The following is a 25321-nucleotide window of genomic DNA, read 5'->3' as shown; positions in this document are numbered from 1 at the left end:
CATGCAGGTGCTCTACACCGCATCCGCCACGGCCAGCGGCGACGGCCGGGACGGCCACGTCGAGACCTCCGACGGCACGTTCACGCTCGACCTGGCCGTGCCGAAGGAGATGGGTGGCGCCGGTGGCGCAGCGAACCCCGAGCAGCTCTTCGCCGCCGGCTACGCGGCCTGCTTCCACGGCGCGCTGCGGCTGGTCGCCCGCCGGGCCAAGGCCGACGTGACCGGCTCGGTCGTCGCCGCCGAGGTGGGCATCGGCCCGAACGGCAGCGGCGGGTTCGGGCTCACCGTGCAGCTCGTCGTCGACCTGCCCGCCGTGCCCCGCGACGCCGCCGAGCAGTTGGTCGAGCAGGCACACCAGGTCTGCCCGTACTCCAACGCCACCCGCGGCAACATCGACGTCGCGCTGACCGTCCGCGAGTCCCTGACCGCGTGACGTCGCGGACCCAGGCCCCGACCGCGACGAGAGGACGACCACCCCGTGACCAGCAACCGTGAGATCCACCTGGCCAGCCGCCCCCAGGGCTGGCCCGTTGAGGAGAACTTCCGGCTCGTCGAGACCGACGTCCCGACGCCCGGCCCGGGCCAGATCGTGGTCCGCAACCAGTACCTGTCGGTCGACCCGTACATGCGTGGCCGGATGAACGACGTCAAGTCGTACGTGCCGCCGTTCGCGCTCGACGCGCCGCTCGACGGCGGTGCGATCGGCGAGGTGGTGGCCAGCGAGGCAGCGGACGTCAGCATCGGCGACACCGTGCTGCACGGGCTGGGCTGGCGGGAGTACGCGGTGCTCGACGCCACCGCCGCCCGCCGGGTCGACCCGAGCCTGGCACCGGTCAGCGCGTACCTCAGCGTGCTGGGTATGACGGGCCTGACCGCGTACGCCGGGCTGCTGGAGGTGGCCGCGATGAAGCCCGGCGAGACGGTCTTCGTCTCCGCCGCGGCCGGCGCGGTCGGCAGCCTGGTCGGCCAGATCGCCAAGCTCAAGGGCGCCGGCCGGGTGATCGGCAGCGCCGGCTCGCCGGCCAAGGTAGAGCGACTGCGGGCGCTGGGCTTCGATGCCGCCTTCGACTACCACGACGGGTCGGTCCGCGACTCGCTGAAGGCGGCCGCCCCGGACGGCGTCGACGTCTACTTCGACAACGTCGGCGGCGATCACCTGGAGGCGGCGATCTCGGTGCTGAACCTGCACGGTCGGGCCGCCATCTGCGGCATGATCGCGCAGTACAACGACACCGAGCCACCGGCCGCACCACGCAACCTGGCGCTGGTCATCGGCAAGCGGCTCACCCTGCGCGGCTTCCTGGTCCGCGACCACGAGGACGTGCGCGAGGCGTTCGTCCGTGACGTCGCCGGCTGGCTGCGCGAGGGCCGGCTCTTCTACGACGAGACGATCGTGGACGGCATCGAGAACGCCCCGGCGGCGTTCCTCGGCCTGCTCCGCGGCGACAACCTGGGCAAGATGCTCGTCCGGGTGTAAGGAAGGGCCCCCTGTTAACGCCTGCGGTATAGGAAGGGCCCCTTCCTAACACGCACAGCACCAAACGGCACCCGCGGTGGCCGGCCACACAGGCCGGCCACCGTCGTGTCGCAGGGGGATAGGCTGGCGGGCATGACGGTGGCGGTGCGGGTGATCCCCTGTCTGGACGTGGACGCCGGGCGGGTGGTCAAGGGGGTCAACTTCCTCGACCTGCGTGATGCCGGTGACCCGGTGGAGCTGGCCGCCGCCTACGACCGGGCCGGCGCGGACGAGCTGACCTTCCTCGACGTCACCGCGTCCTCCAGCGACCGTGGCACGATGCTCGACGTGGTGCGCCGCACCGCCGAGTCGGTGTTCATCCCGCTGACCGTCGGCGGCGGCGTCCGGCAGGTCGCCGACGTCGACACGCTGCTCCGCGCCGGCGCGGACAAGGTCGGCGTGAACACCGCCGCCATCGCCCGGCCGGAGCTGATCGCCGAGATCGCCGACCGGTTCGGCCGGCAGGTGCTGGTGCTCTCCCTCGACGTGCGCCGGGCCCCGGCCGGCACCACGCCCAGCGGCTTCGAGGTCACCACGCACGGCGGCCGGCGCGGCACCGGGATCGACGCGGTGCACTGGGCGCAGCGGGGGGCCGAGCTGGGCGCGGGGGAGATCCTGCTCAACTCGATGGACGCCGACGGCACCAAGGCGGGCTTCGACCTGGCACTGATCGGCGCGGTACGGGCGGTGGTGGACGTGCCGGTCGTGGCCAGCGGTGGCGCCGGCGAGGTGGCCCACTTCGCGCCCGCCATCGGTGCCGGGGCGGACGCGGTGCTCGCCGCCAGCGTCTTCCACTTCGGCGAGCTGACCGTGGCCGAGGTCAAGGACGCACTGCGCCGCAGCGGCCACCCGGTGCGCTGAGCCCCCATCAGTGCCCTCCGGAGTGACCCTCCGGTGAACGCCGGGGTGTGGGAATCGAGCGGACCGCGTACTCCTGGACAGCCGCCGCGTGGTCGGCCTCGTCCAGGTTCCACTCGGCGCTGCCCGGCGCGTGCCGGCGGCTCAGCACGCCCTGGACGGTGTCCACCATGGTCGCCACACCGGCGCGTGGCCGGGAGCGCCAGAGCTGCTCGCCCTCGGCGGTGATCCGGAACCAGCCGTCGGCGACGCTGACCAGACCAGCGCCGACCAGCCGTCGGACGGCGGCCTCCACCTCGTGCCGCTGCGGGATCGCCTGGTTGAGGTGATCGGCGGTGGAGAGCACGTCGGCCAGGCGGACGCCCTCCGGACGGCGGCTGGTGGCGGACCGACGGTGCCGCCCGGCCCCGCTCGCGATCACCAGCGACACGAAGATCCAGGCGTCGGTCCAGCGCCAACCGTTCTCCCCCATGCAGAGATGATGACGGCGAGCGTCGCGGAAGGGAACACCAACCCACCAACCGACCGCCTCCACCACCGGCGCGTGCCGGTGCGCGGACCGTCGGTGAACGCTCAGCCCGCCGGGGCCACCGGCGTGACGGCTCCCGGCGCGGTGGCCGAGGGGTCGGGCACGCCGGGCAGTGGGTCGGGTGCCGCGGGGTGCTGTTCGGGCACCGCGAACAGCGGGATGAAGAGCTGCGCCAGCGGGCCGATGGCCAGCGCGTACGCCACGGTGCCCACACCGACCGTGCCGCCCAGCAGCCAGCCCAGCGCCAGCACGGTGACCTCGATGACCGTGCGCACCAGGCGGATCGAACGGCCGGGTCGGCGGGCCACGAAACCGGTCATCAGCCCGTCGCGTGGGCCGGGGCCGAGCCGGGCGCCGAGATAGAGACCGGTGGCGGCGCCGTTGGCGACGATCCCGGTGATCAGCAGCGCGATCCGGACGCCGAGCGGGCCGCCGGCCGGCAGCAGGGCCAGCGTGGCGTCCACCACCAGGCCGATCACCACCACGTTGCTGACCGTGCCGAGGCCGGGGCGTTGCCGCAGCGGAATCCAGAGCAGCAGCACCAGCGCGCCGACCCCGATGGTGACCGTGCCGAAGGAGAGCCGGGTCAGCTCGGCCAACCCCTGGTGGAACACGTCCCACGGGTCGAGGCCCAGGTCGGAGCGGATCATCAGAGCCATGCTGATCCCGTACAGGGTCAGCCCGGCGTACAGCTGGGCCAGCCGTCGCGCAGGCCGGTGCCGCAGATTGCCAATCAGTGCCATGCATGCCACCCTAGGTGCCAATCCTCCCGGAGGAAGAAGCCAATATCGGAGGAGTGGCCATGACAGCTCAGGTGCGCGGCGGCCAATTGGCCCGTCTGCTCGGGCAGTGGCACGCCCTACCGGGTCGTCGCCGCAGCCCCGACTACGCCGCCCTGGCCGGCGCGGTGCGCGGGCTGCTCGCCGACGGCCGGCTGCCGCTCGGCGTCCGCCTGCCGGCGGAACGGGAACTGGCCGAGGCGCTGCGGATCAGCCGGACCACGGTCACCGCCGCGTACCGGCAGCTGCGCGAGACCGGGCACCTGGCCAGCCGCCGGGGAGCCGGCAGCTGGACCATGCTGCCCGGTAACCACCGGGTGGCCAGCACCGGACTGTGGACCCCGCTGGACGACCGGGAGATGATCGACCTCGGCGTCGCCGCGCTGGCCGCCCCGCCGCAACTGCTGGCGGCCGCCCGCGCCGCCGCCGAGGACCTGCCCCGCTACCTGGGCGGGGCCGGCTACCACCCCACCGGGATCATCGAGCTGCGCGAGGCGGTGGCCGACGGGTACGCCGCCCGGGGCCTGCCCACCTCGGCCGACCAGATCATGATCACTAGTGGCACCCAGCACGCGCTGGACCTGGTGCTGCGACTCGCCCTGGCCCCCGGCGGCAGCGTGCTGGTCGAGTCACCGACCTACCCCAACGCGCTCGCCGCGCTGGCCGGCCGGCGCGCTCGCATCGCCACCCACGGCCTGGCCGCCGACGCCGGTTGGGAGTCCGACCTGCTACTGGGCAGCCTCCGGCAGACCCGACCCAAGCTGGCCTACCTGATCCCGGAGTTCCAGAACCCGACCGGGCACCTGATGCCGGCGTCGCTGCGCGAGCGGGTGGTGGCCGCCGCCCACGCCGTCGGCACCGACCTGGTCATCGACGAGTCCTTCGTGGACCTGCCGCTGGACGGCACCGAGCTGCCCCCGCCGACGGCCACCTTCGACCGGCACAGCCGGGTGGTCAGCATCGGCGGGATGAGCAAGCCGTACTGGGGTGGCCTGCGGATCGGTTGGGTACGCGCCTCCGCCCCACAGGTGCAGCGGCTGGCCGCCGTCCGGGTCGGCGTGGACATGGCCAGCCCGGTGCTGGACCAACTCGTCGCCGTGCACCTGCTCGCCGACGCGAAGGCCATCGTCGCGGACCGCCGCGCCCAGCTCGCCGCCCAGCGCGACGCGCTGCTCGGCGCGCTGGCGCACCGGCTGCCGGACTGGCGGATCACCGTGCCACGCGGCGGCGTGACGCTCTGGGCCGAACTGGACGGCCCGGTCTCCAGCGCGTTGGCCCGGGCCGCCGAGGACGTCGGCGTCCGGCTGGCGCCCGGCCCCCGGTTCGGCCTGGACGGCACCCTGGAGCGCTTCCTGCGGCTGCCGTTCACCCTGCCCGCCGCGGACCTCGTCGAGGCCGTCGGGCGGATCGCCGCAGTCCGCTACGACCTGGACCGCACCGGCCGGCAGCGATGGAGCGAGCCCGCCGTCATCGCCTGAGACCGTCGCCCCGAGCGCAAGCCCCGGCTGGGATCGCCGTCACGTCGTCGCGGGGGCCTCGCCGGTCCGCCTGGACTGCGAGACTGTGCGCCGTGACGATTGGCGGTACGACGCGGCGGACGCCGCGGATGCGGGCGATGACCGAGGGCTCCACGGTGACCCCGCTGGAACTCTTCTTCGACCTGGTCTTCGTCTACGCGCTCACCCAGGTAACCGCGCTGATGGCGGACGACCTCACCGGTGCCGGCCTGCTGCGGGGCCTGCTGCTGCTGGCCCTGCTCTGGTGGTGCTGGTGCTGCTACGCCTGGCTGGGCAACACGGTGCGGGCCGACGAGGGCCTGGTGCGGGTGGTGCTGTTCGCCGTCATGGCCACCATGTTCGTGGTCGCGGTGACCATCCCGGAAGCGTTCGACGACCTTCCCGGCGGGCTCTCCGGCCCGGTGGTCTTCGCCGCCTGCTACCTGGTCGTCCGGGTGCTGCACCTGGTGCTCTACTACTTCGCGGCACGTGGTGACGCCGGGCTGCGCCGTCAACTGCTCCGCGCCGCCCTGCCGATGCTCGCCGGGGCGCTGCTGCTCTTCTCCGCCGCGGTGGTGCCGCAGCGGCTGACCGACTCACCACAGCAGGTCGACACGATCCGCACGGCTCTCTGGGTGCTCGCACTCGCTGTCGACTACGGCGGGATCATGGCGATCGGGGCGCGGGGCTGGCAGATCTTCTCCGCCGCCCACTGGACCGAACGGCACGGCCTGATCATCATCATCGCGCTCGGCGAGTCGCTGGTGGCCATCGGCGTGGGGGTCACCGCGCTGCCCATCTCCTGGCCGATCATCGTCGCCTCGGTGCTGGCCATCATGGTCACCGCCGCGCTCTGGTGGGCGTACTTCGACGTGGTGTCGATCGCCGCCGAGCGGGTGCTCCACCGGGCCGAGGGCGCCGCCCGCGCCGCGCTGGGCCGCGACTCCTACACCTACCTGCACCTGCCCATGGTGGCCGGCATCATCCTGCTCGCCCTCGGCTTCAAGAAGGTGCTGTCGTACGTGGGGGACGGCACCGAGCACGAGCTGAGCGACCCGCTGCACGGGCTGGGACTGCTGGCCCTCTACGGCGGCGTGATCCTCTACCTGCTGGGCCACCTCGGCTTCCGGCTGCGCAACATGGCCTCGGTCAACTGGCCTCGGGTGGCGACGATGCTGCTGCTGGTGGCGCTGCTGCCGGTGGCCGACCACCTGCCGGCGCTGGCCGCGCTGGGCCTGCTGGCCGCCGTCTGCGTCGGAATGGTGGTCGCCGAGGTGCGGCTGTTCGGCGCTGCCCGCCGCGAGCTGCGGGACTCCTTCCTCGCGGAGCACGGCGCGGGCGCGGCTCCGGGCGACTGACCGGAGCAGGCGGCGCGGGTGGGTGGCGGAACACAGCGGTGCACGGCACCGGTCGCGGCGGCCGGCCAGACGCACCGGCGGGCTGCGCACCCGTGAACGCCGGCAGCCCCGAGACCTGATCGGTGCGGGGCCGCCGGCGGTCGAGCTCAGGGCTCGTCTCAGAGTTCGGCGAGGGTGCCGGCGTACATCTTGTCGATCTCGGCGGCGAAGTTGCTCTCCACACCGCGCCGCTTGATCTTCAACGACGGGGTGATCTCGCCGTCCTCGATGGTCAGGTCGCGCGGCAGGATCGCCACCTTCTTGATCGTCTCCCAGCGGTTGAGCTTGGCGTTGAGCTGGGCGACGTACTCCTCGACCATCGCCTTGGCCTCGGGCGAGGTGACGATGGCCGAGTAGTCGCGGCCCTCCAGCGGGCCGCCGGCCACCCACCCCCGGATCGCGTCCGGGTCCAGCGTGACCAGCATCGTGCAGAAGTTGCGGGCCTGCCCGACGACGACCGCCTGCGAGGTGTACGGGCAGATCGCCTTGAACATCCCCTCGATGTGCGAGGGCGCGATGTACTTGCCGCCCGAGGTCTTGACCAGGTCCTTCTTCCGGTCGGTGATCCGCAGGTAGCCCTGCTCGTCGAGGCTGCCGATGTCGCCGGTGCGGAAGAACCCGTCCTCGGTGAACGCGGCGGCGGTCTCCTCCGGCAGGTTGTGGTAGCCGCGCATCACCGGCCGGCCGCGGACCAGGATCTCCCCGTCGGTGTCGATCCGGCACTCCAGGTCGCCCATCGCCCGGCCCACCGTGCCGATCCGCAGCCCGGAGGGCGGGTTGACGAAGTTGCCGGCGCTCGTCTCGGTCAGGCCGTAGCCCTCGGAGATCGGCAGGTTGGCGGCGGCGAAGAAGGTGGCGATCTCCGGGCTGAGCGGAGCCGCGCCGGAGACCAGGACCCGCATCCGGCCGCCCAGGCGGGCCTGGAGCTTGCTGAACACCAGCTTCTCGGCCAACCCGTAGCGCAGCTTCAGCCCGGCGGGCACCGGCTTGCCGGCCTGCTCCAGGGTCACCTTCTCCTTGCCGACCCGGACGCCCCAGGCGAAGATCTTCGCCTTCGCGCCGCCGGCGCCCTGCGCGGTGGTCACCGCCTTGTTGTAGACCTTCTCGAACACCCGGGGAGCGCCGCACATCAGCGTCGGCCGGATCACCGAGAGCAGGTCGACCAGCTTGTCCACCCGCCCGTCGACGTAGGTGGGCAGGCCCACGTGGATGGCGCCGCAGAGCAGCGTCTTGCCGAACGAGTGGGCCAGCGGCAGCCACAGGTACTGCAGGTCGTCGTCGCGGAGCAGCCCGACCTCGGCCTGCGCCACGGCCTCCCAGCACCAGCCGCCGTGCAGCAGTTCGACGCCCTTGGGCCGGCCGGTGGTGCCGGAGGTGTAGATCAGGGTGGCCAGGTGCTCCGGACCGATGCCGGCCACGAGCATGTCGATCAGATCCGGCTCGGCGGCCAGCGCGCGGGCGCCCCGCTCCTCCAAATCGGCGAGGGTGAGCTGGGGGACTGCGGCGGTCTCGTCGGCGGCGCCGTCGAGGAGCACCACGTGGGTCAGCGCGGGCAGGTCGGCACCGGCGATCTTGGCGGCCTGGGCCGGGTTCTCCGCGAAGAGCACCTTCGAGCCGGAGTCGGCGATGATGTAGGTCGCGTCCGCCGGCTCGGTGGTCGGGTAGACGGTGGTGGTCGACCCGCCGGCGCACATGATGCCGAGGTCGGCGATCACCCAGTCCAGGCGGGTGTTGGCGAGGATCGCGACGGGATCCTCCTGGCCGACGCCCAGGCCGTGCAGGCCGGCGGCGACCGCCTTGGCGCGCTGGCCGACCTGCTCCCAGGTCAGCCAGACCGGGCCCGACTCGTCGGGGGCCGGGTAAGCGAACGCGTGCCGGTCGGGGGTGGCCGCCACGCGCTTGAGGAACATGTCCGGGATGGAGCGGTACGGGACATCGAGAGCCATCGCTGTAGCCGCCTTCGGGGGTGGTGGCGTGACGATCGTCACGTCATAGTGGTTACCGAAGGGTATTGCCTGTCGCCGGGCATCGGCTAGCCCCGGTGATCGTCCGGGCCCCCCGTCCCGCCATCCGGTACGCCGGATCAGGCGTAACGGGCGGCCACCAGTGACCAGTCGTAGGTTGCCCGGATCCAGTTGCGCCGGGCGGCGAGCGCCGGGCGCAACCCCTCGTCCCCGCTGGCGAGCAGCGTGTCCTCCGCGGTCAGGTACGCCGTCAGCCCCTGGTTGAACCGGTCGGCCGCGGCCCGCAGCGCGCCCGGTTCGTCCGTGCCGGTCTCCTGGGCGATCACGGTCACCAGGTTGTGCGCGTCCGGGTCGGCCCGGCTCTCCTTGCCGTAGGAGAAGAGGTCGTTGCACCAGCAGACCAGGTCCACCGCCAGCAGGTCCAGGGCGGCCAGCGCCGGGTCGGCGTGCCGGCTCGGCTCGGGCGGCTCCTCCGACGCCAGGTCGGTCAAGGTGAGGCAGGGGTGCACGCCGCCGATGTGTCGGCGCAGTTGGACGTACTCCGCGACCTCGGGAACCCGTCGGCGCTCCCGGTTGGTCGCCTCCCAGAGCAGCGCCAACAGGTACTCCCGTACCTGGCTGACGAACCGCAGCAGCAGTGTCGGGCGGTCGTGCAGCCGGGTCCGGCGGCACAGGTCGTGCAGCGCGTCACCCAGCGGCCCCGCGGTCGGCGGCACGACGTCGGGGTCACCGCACCGGTCCAGCACGTCGAGAAGGGTGCCGATCGCCGGCGCCAGCCGGCCCGGGTCGGCGCCGAGGCCGTCCTCGTCGCAGGCGTCGTCCATCACGAAGAGCCAGGAGATCAGGTCGGTGAGCAGCCGCAGCCCGTCCGCCGACCCGTCGGGGGAGGCTCGCCCGGCCAGGCCGGCGGCGTCCGCCCGCTGCAGCCGATGGACCCGATGGCTGGAATCGATCAGCCCGAACGCGCGCGCCCACTCGACGCTCTCGTCCGCCACTCGATCCGTGGCCTCGTGGCGCCCTACGGGAAACGGGGGCTCCCGCAGCGCCGAGATCGCGAAAGTCCGCACAATGTGCCCCCACTCGTGCCGCCCCGGCGCGGAACGGCGCGGTGAAGCGTACGGGAGCAGGGATCGTTATGCGTCGCTGGGCGCGATGCTTTCCACGAGCGAGGTCGTGACCGTTTAGGTGCAGAGAGTTACAATCCCAGGCTGGCGTTGCGGAGCAGTCGCGCGGACGCCGCCGAGCCGTCCAACTGGACGCGGGCCACCCGCTGCCGGCCGGAAAGGAACAGGGTCAACTCGGCCGGGGCGCCGACCACCCGCAGCCGCTCGCCGCCGCGGCCGACGGAGATCTCGCCGTACCCCGGCGCCTGTACGTAGAGGTCCGCCGGAAAGCGGCGCAGAGCCAGTCGGGCCAGCGGGGCGGCCCGCCTCCACAGCGCGGCCTGCAGGCCGGGCGGCAGCTCGCGCGGCAGCCACCCCGACCCGGCCCGCCGCACGTCCTCGTGGTGGATGAAGAACTCCAGCATGTTGGCCAGTTCGTCGGTCACCGGGTTGCTGACCGGGCTCCACACCGGTGGTCGGCGCACCTGCGCCACCAGGTCGGCGTAGGGCCGGGCGGCAAGACGGCGCCGGACCCGTTCGGCGTACCCGCGCAGCGGGGCCAGCAAAATCCCGCCGGCCGCGTCCGGGCGGCGCTCCCGCAGCACCAGGTGCGCGGCGAGATCGCGGGTCGCCCAGCCCTCGTTGATCGTCGGCGCGTCCGGCCCGAGGGCCAGCAGAAGATCCGCCAGCGCCTCGCGCTCGGCTCGGGCGTACCGCATTGCCCGATCGTAGGCCCACGGGCCCGTCGGCGCCCGCCGGCGGACGCCCGGTCGGCAGAACCGATCTCGTCGCCCTCGGATACGTGATGGTCGACATATGCGGTCCGAGTCGGCAGGGGTGGTCCTGACCGGTAAGGATGAGGGAGATAATGATGGCTTACGGCGGGGGAGAGCGTGGCGAGCAAGACAAGTCGGGATGTGCTCGGCCGGGGGCTGGGGGTTCTCCGGCAGGCGATCCGGGAGCAGCCACGGATCTTCACGGTGGCGGTGGTCGGCAGCGTGCTGTTCGGCTCGATGGTCATCGTCAGCGCGTACGTGGTCGGCGGGGTCGTCGGCGACGTGGTGGTGCCGGCCATCGCGCGGGGCGAGGTGGCCACCGGCAGCCTGGCACTGGCCGCGATCGCCCTGTTCGGCATCAGCGTGCTGCGGGTGGTGGGCATCTTCGGCCGCCGGCTCGGCGCCGGTTACATGCAGTACCGCCTCCAGGCCGCGTACCGCCGCCGGGTCACCCGTCGCTACCTGGACCTGCCGCTGTCCTGGCACCACCGCAACGCCACCGGCACCCTGCTCTCCAACGCCAACTCGGACGTCGAGGCGGCCTGGTATCCGATCGCGCCGCTGCCCTTCGCGGTCGGCACCCTGGTGATGCTGGTCGGCGCGATCGTCTCGCTGTTCGCCACCGACTGGGCGCTGGCCCTGGTCGGCCTCGCGGTCTTCCCCGCGCTGTTCGCGCTCAACGTGGTCTACTCCCGCCGGATGGCGCCCAGGCAGGCCCGGGCGCAGCGGCTGCGCGCCGAGGTCAGCGGCATCGCTCACGAGAGCTTCGACGGCGCCCTGGTGGTCAAGACGATGGGCCGGGAGGCGCAGGAGACCGCCCGATTCGCCGGCCGGGCCGGTGAGCTGCGCGACGCGCTGATCTCGGTCGGCCGGCTGCGCGGCGTCTTCGATCCGCTGCTGGAGACGCTGCCCAGCCTCGGCACCCTGGCCGTGCTGGTGGTCGGGGCGTTCCGGCTGCGCCAGGGCGCGATCAGCGTCACCGAGCTGGTCAGCGTGGCCTTCCTCTTCACCGTGCTGGCCTTTCCGGTGCGGGCCATCGGCTGGGTGCTGGCCGAGCTGCCGCGCAGCGTCGCCGGCTGGGACCGGGTCCGCCGGGTGCTCGACGCCACCGGCGAGATGCCGTACGGGCGGCGGGTGCTCGACCCGGCCACCTCGGGCCCGGCCACCCTCAGCTTCACCGACGTGCACTTCTCCTACCCGCCGGCCGAGGCGCACCAGCCCGGCGTGCAGGTGCTCGGCGAGGTGGGCTTCACGGTGCCCGCCGGACGGACGGTGGCCCTGGTGGGGCCGACCGGCGCCGGGAAGTCCACCATCGCCTCGCTGGCGGTGCGCCTGGTCGACCCGGACGCCGGCATCGTCACGCTGGACGGCGTGGACATGCGCGAGCTGACCGCCGCGTCGCTGGCCGGCACGGTCGCCCTGGTCGCCCAGGTGCCGTTCGTCTTCGACGACACGGTCCGCGCCAACATCGCCCTCGACCGGCCGGGCATCGACGACGAGGACGTCTGGGCGGCACTGCGGCTGGCCGAGGCGGACGGGTTCGTCGCGGCGCTGCCGGAGGGTCTGGACACGATGGTCGGTGAGCGGGGCACCTCGCTCTCCGGCGGGCAGCGGCAGCGGCTCACCCTGGCCCGCGCGCTGGCCGGCCGGCCGCGCCTGCTGGTGCTCGACGACGCGACGAGCGCGGTGGACCCCCGGGTGGAGGCGGCCATCCTGGCCGGGCTGCGCTCGTCGGCGGGTGAGCCCGGCGTGCCGGCGGCGTCGATCCTGGTGGTGGCGTACCGCCGGGCCACCATCGCACTGGCCGACGAGGTCATCTACGTGGAGCAGGGGCGGGTGATCGCGCGGGGCACGCACAGCGAGCTGTTGGCCACCGTGCCCGGCTACGCCGACCTGGTCACCGCCTACGAGCAGGCGGAGGTCGACCGCGCGCAGGAGCGTCCGTACGAGGACGAGGTCGCGCCGCTGCCCTCGGGCCTGGAAATCGAGGTGGACCGGTGACGACAACGGCGAGTACTGATGAGCGGGACGAGCGGGTCGAGACGACCTGGCAGACCCTGCGGCGAGGGTTGTCGCTCTCGCCGGAGCTGCGGACCGGGCTGGCGGGCACCCTGGCCCTGGCGCTGGTCTACATGGTGGGCCGGGTGGCCGTGCCGGTCGCCGTGCAGCAGGGCATCGACCGCGGCATCGTCGGCGGTCTGAACCTGAACTTGGTCTGGTCGGTGGTGGTGATCACCGCCGCGATCCTCACGGTGACCACGCTCTGCGGCTACCTGATGATGCGCCGGTTGTTCACGGTCAGTGAGACGGCGCTGGCCAACGTGCGGACGAGGGCGTTCCGGCACGTGCACGACCTGTCGATGCTGCACCAGCAGTCGGAGCGGCGCGGCTCGCTGGTCTCGCGGGTGACCAGCGACGTCGACCAGATCACCCAGTTCCTCCAGTGGGGTGGGGTGATCCTGCTGGTCAACCTCGGCCAGCTGGTGGTCACCACGATCGTCATGCTGGCGTACTCCTGGCAGTTGACCCTGGTGGTGCTGGTGGCGTTCCTGCCGGCGGTGTTCATCATCCGGCAGTTGCAGCGTCGCCTCGGCGCGGCGTACGCGACGGTGCGTCAGCGCACCGGCACGCTGCTCGGCGCGATCGGCGAGAGCGTGGTGGGCGCGCCGGTGATCCGGGCGTACGGCATCGCGGGGCGCACCGCGCGGCGGCTGGACGACGCGATCGACAGCCAGCGCCTGGCGCAGCAGCGGGCGATCCGGATCAGCATCGTGGGCAGCTCGGTCGGCGAGCTCGCCGCCGGGGTGGCGCTGGCTGGCGTGGTGGTGCTCGGGGTGACGCTGGGGGTGGACGGCACGCTGTCGATCGGCCAGCTGACCGCGTTCCTCTTCCTGGTGACGCTCTTCATCCAGCCGGTGCAGATCGCCACCGAGGTGCTCAACGAGGCGCAGAACGCGATCGCGGGCTGGCGCCGGGTGCTCGACGTGCTGGACGTCGCCCCGGACGTGGCTGACCCGGGGGAGCAGGGGCGGGAGCTGCCGGGCGGGCCGCTGGACATCAGGTTCGCCGGGGTGCGGTTCGCCTATCCGGGCGGTCCTCCGGTGCTGCACGACATCGACCTGGACATCCCGGCGAAGAGCCGGGTGGCGGTGGTCGGCGAGACCGGCAGCGGCAAGACCACCTTCGCCAAGCTGCTGACCCGGTTGATGGATCCGTCGGCGGGCGCCGTGCTGCTGTCCGGGGTGCCGCTGGCGGAGGTCCGGTTCGACTCGCTGCGCTCGCGTGTGGTGATGGTCCCGCAGGACGGGTTCCTCTTCGACGCGACGGTGGGGAACAACGTCCGGTTCGCCCGGCCGGAGTTGACCGACGAGCAGCTCAGCGTCGCCTTCACGGAGCTGGGCCTGGCGGACTGGTTGGACGGCCTGCCGGCCGGCCTGGACACGCCGGTCGGCGAGCGCGGTGAGGCGCTCAGCGTCGGGGAACGGCAGCTGGTCGCGCTGGCGCGGGCGTACGTGGCCGACCCGGACCTGCTGGTGCTGGACGAGGCGACCAGCGCGGTGGACCCGGCGACCGAGGTGCGCCTGCAACGCACTCTGGACGCGGTCACCCGAGGTCGGACCACCCTGGCCATCGCGCACCGGCTCTCCACGGCGCAGGCCGCCGACGAGGTGATCGTGGTGGATCGGGGGCGGGTCGTGCAGCGCGGCCCGCACGACGAGCTGGTCCGCGACGCCGACTCGGTCTACGGCCTGCTCTACGCCTCCTGGCTGGAGCAGACCCGGTAACGGAGCGGTACCCACCTGCGGCTTGATGGCTGGACGCCGCCGGCCGGGTGCTCTACGCTCCGGGTTAGGTAAGCCTAACCTCTGAAGGAGGTCGCGCCATGCGGCCCAGCCCCGCCGAGATCGTTCGTACCCTCGTCGCCGGCCGGCTGCCCGGTCTCGTCCACCTGGCCCACCGGCCGGGCCCGCACCACGCCCGGCACGTGACCGACGCGGACGGTCGGGTGCTGCTGCTGGTCCCGGTGGCCAGCCACCTGGCCGCCGCGCTGCGGCCGGCCGCCGGGGGCAGCGACGTCGCGGTGGTGCTCGACGTGCTCGACCTGCCGCCCGCCGCCGGCGCACCGGGGCTGGGACGGGCCTGGGTCTCCGGCTGGGCAGCCGAGCTGCATGGCGCCGAGGCCCGCCGCGCGGCGGTCGACTTCGCCGCGGTGGAGCCGACCGGCGACCTGCTCGACCTGGGGCGTCCGGTTCCGGCTGTTCCGCTTCGAGGTGGTCGAGGTCCGCTGGGAACGCGCCGGCGTCGTGCAGCGGATCGACCCGGGGGAGTACGCCGAGGCCGAGCCGGACCCGGTGCATCCGGTCGAGGCGCGGCTGCTGGCCGACCTCACGGAGCGCGACGCCGGCCAGGTGGCCGCGTACCTGCGCCGGCAGCTCGGGTTGACCGAGCAGACCCCGGACGGGCCGCCCCGGGTGGTGCGCATCGACCGCTACGGGCTGGTGGTCGCTCTCGGCCGCCCCGGCGCCCGGCGGCGGGTCCGGCTCGCCTTCCCGTGCCCGGTGGCCGACCCGGACGATCTGGTCCGGCTGCTGCCGCCGCTGCGCCACCGTGCCGAGGTCCGCCCGCCGGGCTGACCACTCGCCGGAAGCGCTGACGGTCTAGCTCGGCAGCGGCCCGGTCAGGTAGCGCTGCACGGTCGGGCCGATGGCCGCGACCAGCGTCTCCGGGTCGGCGGAGGCGACCGGCTCCAGCCGGATCACGTGCCGCATCATGCCCAGCCCGATCAGCTGGGTGGCGACCAGCGAGCCGCGTAGCGGCAGCTCGGTCGGCTCGACGTCGAGCTGGTCGATCACCCGGCGCAGCACCTGCGTCGTGATGAACTCACGCAGCAGTCGGGCCGTCCACTCGTTGCTCACCGCGGAGCGCAGCAGGGCCACCCCGGCGCTGCCGGCCGGCGAGTCCCAGACGCCGAGGAAGGTGCGGACCAGCCGTACGCCGATGCCGTCCTGGCCGCCCGCGAGCACCTTCGGCACCACCTCTCCCGGGTCGACCGGGAAGTTCATCGCGGCCAGGAAGAGCTGGTCCTTGCTGCCGAAGTAGTGGTGCACCAGCGCCGGGTCCACCCCGGCGGTGCCGGCGATGGCGCGGATCGAGGCGGCGTCGAAGCCGCGCTCGGCGAACGCCGCCCGCGCCGCGTCGAGGATCGCCTCGCGGGTGCCCTGATTGCCGGGTCGCCGGCCGGTCCGCCGCGCCATCGCCGCCCTTCGTTCGCCCGCCGGTCAGCCGCTGCGCCGGCGCAGGGTGGCCGCCGCGAGCACCAGCGCCAGCACCACCGCGCCGAGCACCACCACCACGTCCCGCCACATCGTCCCGGTCGGCTCGGCGTTGGCGCCGACCTCCTGCAACGCCTCGACGGCGTACGACAGGGGGAAGGCGTCGCTGAGCGCCTGGAGCCAGCCGGCCATCTCGTCGCGGGCCACGAACAGCCCGCAGAGCAGCAGCTGGGGGATCACCACGACCGGCAGGAACTGTACTGCCTGGAACTCGGTGCGGGCGAAGGCGCTGCAGAACAGCCCGAGGGCGACGCCGAGCACGGCGTCGATCACGGCGATCCCGATCACCAGCCCGCTGCTGCCGGCGGTGTCCAGGTCGAAGATCCAGTACGCCACCCCGGCGGCGACGGCGGCCTGCGCGGCGGCGGCCAACCCGAACGCGATGCCGTAGCCGAAGAGCAGGTCGAGCTTGCCCAGCGGGGTGGTGAGCAGTCGCTCCAGGGTGCCGGAGGTGCGCTCGCGGAGCATGGCGATGCTGGTCACCAGGAACATGATCACGAACGGGAAGATGCCGAGCATCACCAGCGCGACCCGATCGAACGTCGACGGCTGCCCGGGCGGGGTCGGCTGGTCGGCGTACATGAAGTAGACCAGGGTGAGCAGGGCGGACGGCACCGCCACGAGCAGCGCGATGGTGCGCCGGTCGTGCCGGAGCTGGCGCAGGATGCGGCCTGTGGTGGCCGCCAGGATCCGCGGGTTCATGACATGCCTCCAGTTCGCGGCCGCGGGACCCGCGGGCCGGGTGCTCTCCTCGCGTTCACGACGCGTCCCGTCCGGCCGTGGCGTCGGCGGGGCCCGCCGCCTCCGCGGGACCCGGCTCGCCGGCCCGGATCAGCCGCAGGAACGCCTCGTCGAGGTCGTCCACGCCAGCGGCGGCGCGGATCGCGGCCGGGCTGTCGTCGGCGATCAGCCGGCCCTCCCGGATCAGCAGCAGCCGGTCGCAGCGGGCCGCTTCGTCCATCACGTGGCTGGACACCAGCAGGGTGGTGCCCGTGGCGGCCATCGCGTGGAACCGGGCCCACAGGTCGGCCCGCAGCACCGGGTCCTGACCGACGGTGGGCTCGTCGAGGATGACCAGCTCGGGCTCGCCGACGAGGGCGCAGGCCAGGGACGCCCGGCTGCGCTGGCCGCCGGACAGGGTGCCGACCAACTGGCCGGCCGCCCGGGCCAGCCCGACGTCGCTGATCGCCTGGTCCGCCTCGGCGCGACCCCGCCCGTGCAGGGCCGCGAAGTATCGGGCGTTCTCCCGCACGGTCAGGTCGGCGTAGATGCTCGGCGCCTGGGTCAGGTAGCCCACCTGGTGCCGCAGCGCGGGCGAGCCGGCCGGCTGGCCCAGCACGGTGACCGTCCCCCCGGTGACCACCTGCACCCCGACGACCGCGCGCATGAGCGTCGTCTTGCCGCTGCCACTGGGGCCGAGCAGCCCGGTCACGGCACCGCGCGGGACGGTGCAGCTGATGCCGTCCAGCACCCGCCGCCCGCCCCGGTCGACCTTCAGGTCGCGGACCGCTATCGCGTCGTCCATCACGTACCTCCGGGGAAACTCATCAGCTGTTGAACTCAACGCTAGATGAGATACCGGCGCCGGCGCAACGATCGACTCCCGCGTATCGCCGCGCCGAGTGTGAGAACGGGCAGTAGCCCCCGGACCGGACATCAGGTCCGGCAACGGGCATTGCGCACCGATGGGGCGTACGGCACGATGACGCCGTGGATCACGCTCCGTTACCGGACAGCGGGTTTCTCGAGGACTGGGCCGCGCGGTTGCGGCAGGCGGCCGAGCGACCTGTCGTCGGCATCCTCCTGCGCGGAAGTCACGCCCGGCGGGCCGCCACCGCGCACAGCGACGTCGACCTCGACGTGCTGGTCGGCGGCGCCCCGTACGAGGCCCGCAGGGCGTACCTGGCCGAGTCCGCGGGCCGGCTCACCCACGTCTCGGTGGCCGCGCGGGACGTCCGCTCCTGGGTGCACCGGCTGGGTGAGCCGGCCGACTGGGCATTCGGGCTGCCGGTCACCGCACCGGCGCGACTGCTCTGGGCCGACCCGTACTGGCGGCGCCGAATCGACCTTCCGGTGCTCTGCCAGCCCGCCGAACCGCCCCGGCTGGAGGAGCTGATCGCCACGCTGGGTAAGGCTGCCGCCGCCCGGGCCGCCGACGACCGCCTCGGGGTCCGGCTCGCCGTGGCCGACCTGGCCCGGCTCTGCCCCTCCGTGCTGCGCCCGGCCAACCCGTCGGTACGGGTGTTCTCCCGCCGGGCGGCCTTCGCGGCGGCCCTGGAGCTGCCGGTCGCCCCGCCCCGCTACCGGGACGACATGCTGCTCTGCCTCGGGCTGCGTCCGGGCTCCACCGGGCAGCTCTGGGCGGCCGCCGTGCGACTGGTCGCCGGAACGCTGCCGCTGATCCGCCCGTACGCCGAGCAGATCGCCGAAGCGGCCGGCAGCGACCTGGCCGACGCCCTGGTCGACGGCCGGCTGGACCGTTACGTCGCTCAGCTGGCCCGGCCCTCCAGCCACCCGCCGCAGCCTCGGCGGGAGCCGTCGCTGGTACCCGCGCCGCGTGCGGGACAATGGGTCACTGTGCCCGTACCTGACGCGCCGGTGACCGGCGTCCCCAGCGATCCGACCGGCCCGACGGCGCCCGTGCCGGCCTGCCCGTCCCAGCTCGACCCGGCCATCGCGGCCCGCCTGCGCCGCACCGCCGACGGCCTGGTCGCGGCCGTGGTCCGCGCGCACGACACCGGCGAGGTGCTGATGGTCGCCTGGATGGACGACGAGGCGCTGCACCGCACCCTCACCACCGGCCGGGCCACGTACTGGTCGCGCAGCCGGCGCGAGTACTGGGTCAAGGGCGCCACCTCCGGGCACCACCAGTACGTCCGCTCGGTGGCGCTGGACTGCGACGGGGACGCGCTGCTGGTCAGCGTGGACCAGGTCGGCGCCGCCTGCCACACCGGACACCGGACGTGCTTCTTCACCGAGCTGCCCGTCACCGGTTCCGAGGCACGCGCATGACCGACGGCGCGGTGAGCCCCGACCTGGCCACCTTCACCGAGCTGGCCGCCCACTGGCGGGTCGTGCCGGTCACCCGGCGGCTGCTGGCCGACGCGGAGACCCCGGTCGGGGTCTACCGCAAGCTGGCCGGCGGGCCCGGCACCTTCCTGCTCGAATCCGCCGAGCAGGGCGTCGGCTCCGCCGGCATGGCCTGGTCGCGGTACTCGTTCATCGGGGTACGCAGCAGCGCCACGCTGGTCGCGCGGGACGGCGTGGCGAGCTGGCTCGGCCAACCGCCGGCCGGGCTGCCCACCGATGGTGATCCGGTGCGGGTGCTGCGGGAGACCGTCGCGGCTCTGGCCGGCCCTTCCGGCGACCCGTCCAGCGGCCTGCCGCCGCTGACCGGCGGCATGGTCGGCTACCTCGGCTACGACCTCGTCCGCCGCTTCGAGCGGCTGCCCGAGCTGACCGAGGACGACCTGGGCGTGCCGGAGCTGGGCATGATGCTCGCCACCGACCTGGTGGTGCTCGACCACTACGACGGTTCGGCCCTCCTGGTCGCGAACGCGGTGCTGCCGCCGATGGACGCTCCGGGCCGCGCCGCGGAGGTCACCGCCGCGTACCACCACGCGGTGGGCCGGCTGGACGCGATGACGACCGCGCTGTCCCGGCCCATCCCGCCGATGATCTCCACCGTCGAGCGCCCGCCGGCCGGTGAGGTGCTCTGCCGCACCCCGGACGGGGGCTACCCGAAGGCGGTGGAGGCGGCCAAGGAGGCGATCCGGGCCGGCGAGTGCTTCCAGATCGTGCTTTCCCAGCGCTTCGAGCGGTCGACGCACGCCGATCCGCTGGACGTGTACCGGGTGCTGCGCACCAGCAACCCCAGCCCGTACATGTACCTGCTGCGCTTCGACGGTTTCGACATCGTCGGTTCGTCGCCGGAGGCGCACCTGAAGGTCACCGGCGGTGCGGACGGGCGGCGCCGGGCGCTCCTGCACCCGATCGCCGGCACCCGGCCGCGCGGCGGCACGCCGGCCGCCGACGCCGGGCTCGCCGCCGAACTCCTCGCCGACCCGAAGGAGCGCGCCGAGCACGTGATGCTGGTCGACCTCGGCCGCAACGACCTGGGCCGGGTCTGCCAGCCGGGCAGCGTGGAGGTGCCCGAGTTCGCCACCATCGAGCGGTACAGCCACGTGATGCACATCGTCTCCACCGTGACCGGCACGCTGCGTGACGATCGCACCGCGTTCGACGCGCTCGCCGCGACGTTCCCGGCCGGCACGCTCTCCGGTGCGCCGAAGGTGCGGGCCATGGAGATCATCGAGGAGCTGGAGCCGGTCCGCCGCGGCCTCTACGGGGGCACGGTCGGCTACTTCGGCTTCGGCGGCGACCTGGACATGGCGATCGCCATCCGGACCGCGTTGATCCGTGACGGCCGGGCCTACGTGCAGGCCGGCGCGGGGGTGGTCGCCGACTCGGACCCGGCCGCGGAGGACCAGGAGACCCGCAACAAGGCCGCCGCCGTGCTGGCCGCGATCGCGGCCGCCGAGACGTTGCGGCCGGCCCGGTGAGCGCGAGGAGTGCAGCGCAGCGGAGCCCCGCAGTCGCGAACGAAAGGTGGGCCCGGTGAGCGCGAGGAGTGCAGCGCAGCGGAGCCCCGCAGTCGCGAACGAAAGGTGGGCCCGATGACCGGCCCGACGCAACCGCCGGACCGGGCCGTGGCGGGTCGGCGTCAGCTGACGTACGCCGTGCTGCTCTGCCTGGCCGGCGCCGGCCTGGCGCTGTGGGCGTCGACCCGGAGCTGGTCGGTTGAGCTGACCGCCCGCCCGGCGCCGCTGCCGCCGGTCCGCGACGCCCGTAGCGGCGCTGCTCTGCTGCCGTGGCTGCCGGCGCTGGCCCTGGTCACGCTGGCCGGCGCGGGCGCGGTGCTGGCCACTCGCGGCCGGGCGCGGCGGCTGCTGGGCGTTCTGCTCGGCGCGCTCGGTCTGGCCGTGGCGGCCGGCGGCGGGTACGGGCTGGTCACCGGCCTCGACGGCGTGGTTAGCCGGCAGTGGCCGGCGCTCTGTCTGCTCGGCGGCCTGCTGGCCGTGGCGGGTGGCGGGTGGACCGCGCTGCGGGGCGGCGGCTGGCCGGCGATGGGCGCCCGGTACGAGCGGCCGGCGCGGACCAGCACGCAGGGCCCGCCTCCGGAGGCCGGACCGGCCGGACCGATGGCCGGGCGGCGAACCACCGAGGCGTGGGACGCGCTGGACCGGGGCGAGGACCCCACGGCCGGCTGACCTGACGGCCGGTGTGGCCGGGCGTCAGCCGACCGGCTGACGCTCCCGCTGCTGGCGGCGGGCGGCGGCGCGGGCGGCGGTCAGCTCGGCCACCAGCCGGTCCAGTTCGGCGCGCTGGTCGGCGCGGGCCCGGTCGGCGCAGACCGCCTCCCAGGCGTTGCCGCGCGCGGTCCGCATCCGCCCCTCGCCGACCACGGCCCGTTCAAGTGTGTGCACCACCCCCACGGCGAGCGATGCCACCGTCCGAGAGAGGGTGGTCAGCCCGATGCTCGGGGTCGGCTCGGAAATGCTCATGGTCACCTCGCACGAGGAGTTGGCGACGGTCGGGCAGGCGCGGCATCGAGTCTGCCTGAGGACGATGCTGGCCGGCTGACGTTTCGCCGGAGTGACCGCCCGGTCAACTGTCCCGCCTCGGCCGTGACCAGGCACCGGCCGTTCGGCCTTGAGCTTGCTCACAGCATCGACAATTATCATTGTTGTCGCTGGTCGGGTGGCATGATCGATGGATTGACGCCGGAGGTGGCGCTGAGTGACATCCCCTTCACGGCAAGTCGGCCATTATGCCGCAGGCCTTTTCGTGAGCAGCGCCATACCCCCGGCTCCCGGCTCAGGTCGGCTGCCCCTAGCATCGGCCCATGACACCCGGAGAGGGGAGTCCGATGGTGACTGATGAGCATGCGCACGCGGAGGGGGACGACGCCGGTCAGGCAGCGTCCGTAAGCGTGCTCGACGAGATCCTGGCTGGCGTACGCGAGGACGTCGCCCGGCGCCAGGAACAGGTTCCGCTGGAGCGGATCCGTGAACTGGCTGCGGCGGCGCCGCCGCCGCTGGACGCGTACGCTGCGCTGCGCAAGCCCGGCGTCGCGGTGATCGCCGAGGTGAAGCGCTCCTCGCCGTCCAGGGGCCGCCTGGCCGAGATCGCCGATCCGGCCGACCTCGCCGTCGACTACGCCTCCGGCGGAGCGCGGGCGATCAGCGTGCTCACCGAGGGCCGCTGGTTCGGCGGCTCGCTGGACGACCTGGCGGCCGTCCGGGCCGCGGTCTCCGTGCCGGTGCTGCGCAAGGACTTCGTGGTCTCCAGCTACCAGGTGCACGAGGCGCGCGCGCACGGCGCCGACCTGGTCCTGCTGATCGTCGCCGCGCTAGAGCAGAACGTGCTGATGGGCCTGCTGGAGCGGATCGAGTCGCTGGGCATGACGGCGCTGGTCGAGGTGCACGACGAGGAGGAGGCCGACCGGGCCCTGGAGGCCGGCGCGCAGGTGATCGGGGTCAACGCCCGTGACCTGCGTACCCTGGAGGTCGACCGGTCGGTGTTCGAGCGGATCGCGCCCGGCCTGCCCAGCAGCGTCGTCAAGATCGCCGAATCTGGCGTCCGCGGCCCGCACGACCTGATCCGGTACGCCTCCGCCGGCGCCGACGCGGTCCTGGTCGGTGAGGGCCTGGTCACGCAGAAGAGCCCCCGGGAGGCGGTGGCCGAGCTGGTCAACGCCGGCAATCACCCGGCAACGCCCCGGCCGGTGCGCTGACCTCGCACCGGTCTGACGCCCCACCGAGAGGATGTCCGATGAGCAGCGACGCGCTGGCCCCGGCGGCCGGTACGCAGCCCGACTCCGCCGGCCACTTCGGCCGCTTCGGCGGTCGATTCGTGCCTGAGGCCCTGGTGGCCGCGCTGGACGAGCTCAACGAGGCGTGGCGCACGGCGATGGCGGACGAGTCCTTCCGGGCCGAGTTCGGCGCGCTGCTGCGCGACTACGCCGGTACCCCGTCGCTGCTCTACGAGGCCCGGCGGTTCTCCGCGAAGGTCGGCGCGCGGGTGCTGCTCAAGCGCGAGGACCTCAACCACACCGGGGCGCACAAGGTGCGCAACGTGCTCGGCCAGGCGCTGCTCACCAAGCGGATGGGCAAGACCCGGGTGATCGCGGAGACCGGCGCGGGCCAGCACGGCGTGGCCACCGCGACGGCCGCCGCCCTGTTCGACCTGGAGTGCGTGGTCTACATGGGCCAGGTCGACACCGAGCGGCAGGCGCTCAACGTGGCCCGGATGCGGATGCTGGGCGCCACCGTCATCCCGGTCACCACCGGCTCGCGCACCCTGAAGGACGCGATGAACGAGGCGATGCGCGACTGGGTGGCCAACGTCGACGAGACGCACTACCTGATCGGCACGGCCGCCGGGCCGCACCCGTTCCCGGCGATGGTCCGCGACTTCGTCCGCGGCATCGGCGACGAGGCCCGCCAGCAGTGCCTGGACCTCACCGGCGCCCTGCCGGACGCGGTCACCGCCTGCGTCGGTGGCGGTTCCAACGCCCTGGGCATCTTCCACGCCTTCGTGGGCGATGAGGACGTGCGGCTGTACGGCTTCGAGGCCGGCGGCGACGGGGTGGCCACCGGCCGCCACGCGGCCAGCATCACCGGCGGCTCTGCGGGTGTGCTGCACGGCACCCGCACCTACGTGCTGCAGGACGCCGACGGGCAGACGCAGGAGTCGCATTCGATCTCCGCCGGGCTGGACTACCCGGGCGTCGGGCCCGAGCACGCCTGGCTGCACGACACCGGCCGGGCCAGCTACCAGCCGGTCACGGACGACGAGGCGATGGCCGCGTTCGAGCTGCTCTGCCGCACCGAGGGGATCATCCCGGCGATCGAGAGCGCACACGCGCTCGCCGGCACCGTCACCCTGGCCCCGAAGCTCGCCGCCGAGCTGGGCCGGGCGCCCACCATCGTGGTCAACCTCTCCGGGCGGGGCGACAAGGACGTGCACACCGCCGGTGACTACTTCGGCATCCTCGACAAGGAGCGGTGAATGAGCCGGATCGGGGTGGCCTTCGACAAGGCACGAGCCGACGGGCGGGCCCTGCTGGTCGGCTGCATGCCGGCCGGGTTTCCGACCGTCGAGGGCAGCATCGCGGCGATGACCGCGATGGTCGAGGCCGGCGTCGACGTCATCGAGGTGGAGATTCCATACTCCGACCCGGTGATGGACGGGCCGGTCATCCAGAAGGCCAGTGACATCGCGCTGGCCGGTGGGGTACGCACCGCGGACACGCTGCGGATCGTCGAGGCGGTCGCGGCCACCGGCGCCCCGGTGGTCACGATGACCTACTGGAACCCGGTCGAGCGCTACGGCGTGGACGCGTTCGCCCGCGATCTCGCCGCCGCCGGCGGGACGGGCCTGATCACCCCGGACCTCATCCCCGACGAGGCGGACGAGTGGCTGGCCGCCTCGGACGCACACGGGTTGGACCGCACCTTCCTGGTCTCGCCGTCGTCCACCGACGCCCGCCTGGAGATGACCGTGCGGCACTGCCGGGGCTTCGTCTACGCCACCGCTGTGATGGGTGTGACCGGGGCTCGGGCGCAGACCTCCGACGCCGCCCCGACGCTCGTCTCCCGGGTACGCGCGGTCACCGACCTGCCGGTCGGTGTCGGTCTGGGCGTGGGCACCGGTGCGCAGGCCGGCACCGTCGCCGGGTACGCCGACGGAGTGATCGTCGGCAGCGCGCTGGTCCGCTGCGTGCTCGATGCGCCCTCCGAGGCCGACGGACTGACCGCCCTGCGCACCCTGAGCGCCGAGCTCGCCGAGGGCGTCCGCACACCCACCCGTTGACCGCTGGGCGGCCTCACATGAGTGACGCCTCCCGGGCAGGTGACCACGGGTTACCTCGCGCTCCGGAGCGGTCAGGGCCGAAGTGACGGGTCCGTCGCCGCCTCGCCACGTTGCTCCGGTGGCTGCCCCACGACCGGCCGTCCGTCGTGGCCGGGCACTGGCTGGCCGTCGTGGCCGCGCAGCACGCCGGAGAGGCCGGCGGCCGCGTCGGTGACGGCGGCCCGGGTGAGTGGGGTGACCGACTCGGGCAGCGCGGCGGGGGCGTGCCAGGACAGCCGGCAACCCGGCGGCGGGTCGGCGACCGGTCGGACCTCGGCCGCGCGGGCCCGGAACACGTGCACCAGGACGTCCGGCAGCGGCCCGGCGCGCCCGGCCGGCTTGCTCGCCGCGGGACTGGTCAGGTGGTAGACGCCGACGAGGTCGAGCAGCTCGATCTCCCAGCCGGTCTCCGCGCGAATGTCCCGCAGCGCCGCCTGGACCGGGCTCTCCGCCGGGCGCAACCGCCCACCGGGCAGCGCGTACCGGCGATCGCCCCGGCCCTGCCGGCAAAGCAGCACCCGGCCGGCGTCGTCGGTGACGACTGCGGCGACCGCCCAGGTGAGCGTGCTCATGGACAAAGAGCGTACGGCGGTGCAAACCAGAAGTCACCGAGATGCGGGCGCAGCCGGCCCGGGGTGCCGCTTCGGGGGTGCG

The 25321-nt window shown here is 73.5% G+C and carries 23 protein-coding genes and 2 pseudogenes; 15 read left to right on the top strand and 10 right to left on the bottom strand.

From position 1 onward, the window contains the following. Position 1 precedes the first annotated feature (1 nt). The 3 genes from ABZU69_RS15430 (at position 2) to hisF (ending at position 2377) form a co-directional block, all read left to right on the top strand. Positions 2–433 (top strand): organic hydroperoxide resistance protein, encoded by a 432-nt coding sequence (locus ABZU69_RS15430; RefSeq protein ID WP_354965122.1) that lies wholly within the window; start codon positions 2–4, stop codon positions 431–433. Between the two features lie 45 nt (positions 434–478). Further along, positions 479–1477, top strand: coding sequence for an NADP-dependent oxidoreductase (locus tag ABZU69_RS15425; protein ID WP_354964976.1), 999 nt, complete (start codon positions 479–481; stop codon positions 1475–1477). 132 nt (positions 1478–1609) lie between these two features. Further along, entirely contained in the window at positions 1610–2377 is a 768-nt protein-coding gene (gene hisF / locus ABZU69_RS15420; RefSeq protein ID WP_354964975.1) for an imidazole glycerol phosphate synthase subunit HisF, read from the top strand. 7 nt (positions 2378–2384) lie between these two features. Here the strand turns inward: hisF and ABZU69_RS15415 are convergent, their stop codons facing one another. Together ABZU69_RS15415 and ABZU69_RS15410 are read right to left on the bottom strand one after the other, a co-directional pair. After that, a complete protein-coding gene (locus ABZU69_RS15415; RefSeq protein WP_089019770.1) occupies positions 2385–2846 on the bottom strand; it encodes a hypothetical protein in 462 nt (153 codons plus the stop codon). 101 nt (positions 2847–2947) lie between these two features. Continuing rightward, complete coding sequence (locus ABZU69_RS15410) at positions 2948–3646, bottom strand: hypothetical protein (protein ID WP_354964974.1); 699 nt, start codon at positions 3644–3646, stop codon at positions 2948–2950. 59 nt (positions 3647–3705) lie between these two features. On the opposite strand from ABZU69_RS15410, the gene ABZU69_RS15405 reads away from it, so the two are divergent. Both ABZU69_RS15405 and ABZU69_RS15400 read left to right on the top strand, forming a co-directional pair. Beyond that, the gene (locus ABZU69_RS15405; protein ID WP_354964973.1) at positions 3706–5160 is read left to right on the top strand and encodes a PLP-dependent aminotransferase family protein; all 1455 of its coding nucleotides are present in this window, start codon (positions 3706–3708) and stop codon (positions 5158–5160) included. A gap of 137 nt (positions 5161–5297) precedes the next feature. After that, complete coding sequence (locus tag ABZU69_RS15400) at positions 5298–6536, top strand: low temperature requirement protein A (protein WP_354964972.1); 1239 nt, start codon at positions 5298–5300, stop codon at positions 6534–6536. Between the two features lie 158 nt (positions 6537–6694). On the opposite strand, the gene ABZU69_RS15395 is transcribed toward ABZU69_RS15400, so the two are convergent. The 3 genes from ABZU69_RS15395 to ABZU69_RS15385 form a co-directional block, all read right to left on the bottom strand. Next, entirely contained in the window at positions 6695–8521 is a 1827-nt protein-coding gene (locus ABZU69_RS15395) for a long-chain fatty acid--CoA ligase (protein ID WP_354964971.1), read from the bottom strand. A gap of 137 nt (positions 8522–8658) precedes the next feature. Beyond that, complete coding sequence (locus ABZU69_RS15390; RefSeq protein ID WP_354964970.1) at positions 8659–9534, bottom strand: terpene synthase; 876 nt, start codon at positions 9532–9534, stop codon at positions 8659–8661. A 200-nt stretch (positions 9535–9734) separates the two neighbouring features. Next, the gene (locus ABZU69_RS15385) at positions 9735–10361 is read right to left on the bottom strand and encodes a TIGR03085 family metal-binding protein (RefSeq protein WP_354964969.1); all 627 of its coding nucleotides are present in this window, start codon (positions 10359–10361) and stop codon (positions 9735–9737) included. A gap of 174 nt (positions 10362–10535) precedes the next feature. Here ABZU69_RS15385 and ABZU69_RS15380 point away from each other — a divergent pair, with 174 nt between their 5' ends. The 3 genes and pseudogenes from ABZU69_RS15380 to ABZU69_RS15370 all read left to right on the top strand — a co-directional run bounded on the left by ABZU69_RS15380 (position 10536) and on the right by ABZU69_RS15370 (position 15052). Beyond that, the gene (locus ABZU69_RS15380; RefSeq protein ID WP_354964968.1) at positions 10536–12419 is read left to right on the top strand and encodes an ABC transporter ATP-binding protein; all 1884 of its coding nucleotides are present in this window, start codon (positions 10536–10538) and stop codon (positions 12417–12419) included. Next, positions 12416–14203, top strand: a complete 1788-nt coding sequence (locus tag ABZU69_RS15375; protein WP_354964967.1) for an ABC transporter ATP-binding protein — start codon at positions 12416–12418, stop codon at positions 14201–14203. The genes ABZU69_RS15380 and ABZU69_RS15375 overlap by 4 nt, the downstream gene beginning before the upstream one ends. 98 nt (positions 14204–14301) lie before the next feature. Beyond that, a pseudogene (locus ABZU69_RS15370) lies at positions 14302–15052 on the top strand (DUF2470 domain-containing protein). Between the two features lie 24 nt (positions 15053–15076). On the opposite strand, the gene ABZU69_RS15365 reads toward ABZU69_RS15370, so the two are convergent. From ABZU69_RS15365 to ABZU69_RS15355, 3 genes are read right to left on the bottom strand one after another with little or no spacing between them, the layout of a single operon-like run. Beyond that, complete coding sequence (locus ABZU69_RS15365; RefSeq protein ID WP_354964966.1) at positions 15077–15673, bottom strand: TetR family transcriptional regulator; 597 nt, start codon at positions 15671–15673, stop codon at positions 15077–15079. A 24-nt stretch (positions 15674–15697) separates the two neighbouring features. Continuing rightward, entirely contained in the window at positions 15698–16453 is a 756-nt protein-coding gene (locus ABZU69_RS15360) for an ABC transporter permease (RefSeq protein WP_354964965.1), read from the bottom strand. 55 nt (positions 16454–16508) lie between these two features. Further along, positions 16509–17276, bottom strand: coding sequence for an ABC transporter ATP-binding protein (locus tag ABZU69_RS15355; protein ID WP_354964964.1), 768 nt, complete (start codon positions 17274–17276; stop codon positions 16509–16511). Positions 17277–17461: 185 nt separating this feature from the next. Between ABZU69_RS15355 and ABZU69_RS15350 the strand changes: the two are divergent. The 4 genes and pseudogenes from ABZU69_RS15350 to ABZU69_RS15335 form a co-directional block, all read left to right on the top strand. After that, positions 17462–18148: pseudogene (locus ABZU69_RS15350) on the top strand (phosphoribosyl-AMP cyclohydrolase); the annotation flags it as partial. A gap of 180 nt (positions 18149–18328) precedes the next feature. Continuing rightward, positions 18329–18763, top strand: coding sequence for a phosphoribosyl-AMP cyclohydrolase (hisI, locus tag ABZU69_RS15345; protein ID WP_354965121.1), 435 nt, complete (start codon positions 18329–18331; stop codon positions 18761–18763). Continuing rightward, positions 18760–20313, top strand: coding sequence for an anthranilate synthase component I (locus tag ABZU69_RS15340; RefSeq protein WP_354964963.1), 1554 nt, complete (start codon positions 18760–18762; stop codon positions 20311–20313). Before hisI ends, ABZU69_RS15340 begins: the two co-directional genes overlap by 4 nt. 114 nt (positions 20314–20427) lie before the next feature. Continuing rightward, entirely contained in the window at positions 20428–21021 is a 594-nt protein-coding gene (locus ABZU69_RS15335) for a Trp biosynthesis-associated membrane protein (protein WP_354964962.1), read from the top strand. A 24-nt stretch (positions 21022–21045) separates the two neighbouring features. Here the strand turns inward: ABZU69_RS15335 and ABZU69_RS15330 are convergent, their stop codons facing one another. After that, positions 21046–21315, bottom strand: coding sequence for a hypothetical protein (locus ABZU69_RS15330; RefSeq protein WP_210911902.1), 270 nt, complete (start codon positions 21313–21315; stop codon positions 21046–21048). Between the two features lie 428 nt (positions 21316–21743). Here ABZU69_RS15330 and trpC point away from each other — a divergent pair, with 428 nt between their 5' ends. The 3 genes from trpC to trpA are packed head-to-tail and all read left to right on the top strand — an operon-like array spanning position 21744 to position 24628. After that, positions 21744–22547 (top strand): indole-3-glycerol phosphate synthase TrpC, encoded by an 804-nt coding sequence (gene trpC / locus ABZU69_RS15325; RefSeq protein WP_354965120.1) that lies wholly within the window; start codon positions 21744–21746, stop codon positions 22545–22547. Between the two features lie 38 nt (positions 22548–22585). Then, positions 22586–23824 (top strand): tryptophan synthase subunit beta, encoded by a 1239-nt coding sequence (gene trpB, locus ABZU69_RS15320; protein WP_354964961.1) that lies wholly within the window; start codon positions 22586–22588, stop codon positions 23822–23824. Beyond that, positions 23825–24628 (top strand): tryptophan synthase subunit alpha, encoded by an 804-nt coding sequence (gene trpA, locus ABZU69_RS15315; protein ID WP_354964960.1) that lies wholly within the window; start codon positions 23825–23827, stop codon positions 24626–24628. It begins immediately after the preceding gene. 71 nt (positions 24629–24699) lie between these two features. Here the strand turns inward: trpA and ABZU69_RS15310 are convergent, their stop codons facing one another. Next, positions 24700–25239 carry an NUDIX hydrolase gene (locus tag ABZU69_RS15310; protein ID WP_354964959.1) on the bottom strand — a complete coding sequence of 180 codons (540 nt, stop codon included), beginning with the start codon at positions 25237–25239 and terminating at the stop codon, positions 24700–24702. Between the last annotated feature and the right edge of the window lie 82 nt (positions 25240–25321).

It is taken from the genome of Micromonospora sp. NPDC005206, from assembly GCF_040608175.1.
In the GTDB taxonomy this organism is placed as follows: Bacteria; Actinomycetota; Actinomycetes; order Mycobacteriales; family Micromonosporaceae; genus Micromonospora.
Note: the sequence above shows the minus strand (reverse complement) of the source record. Positions and strands in the feature narration are given on the sequence as shown.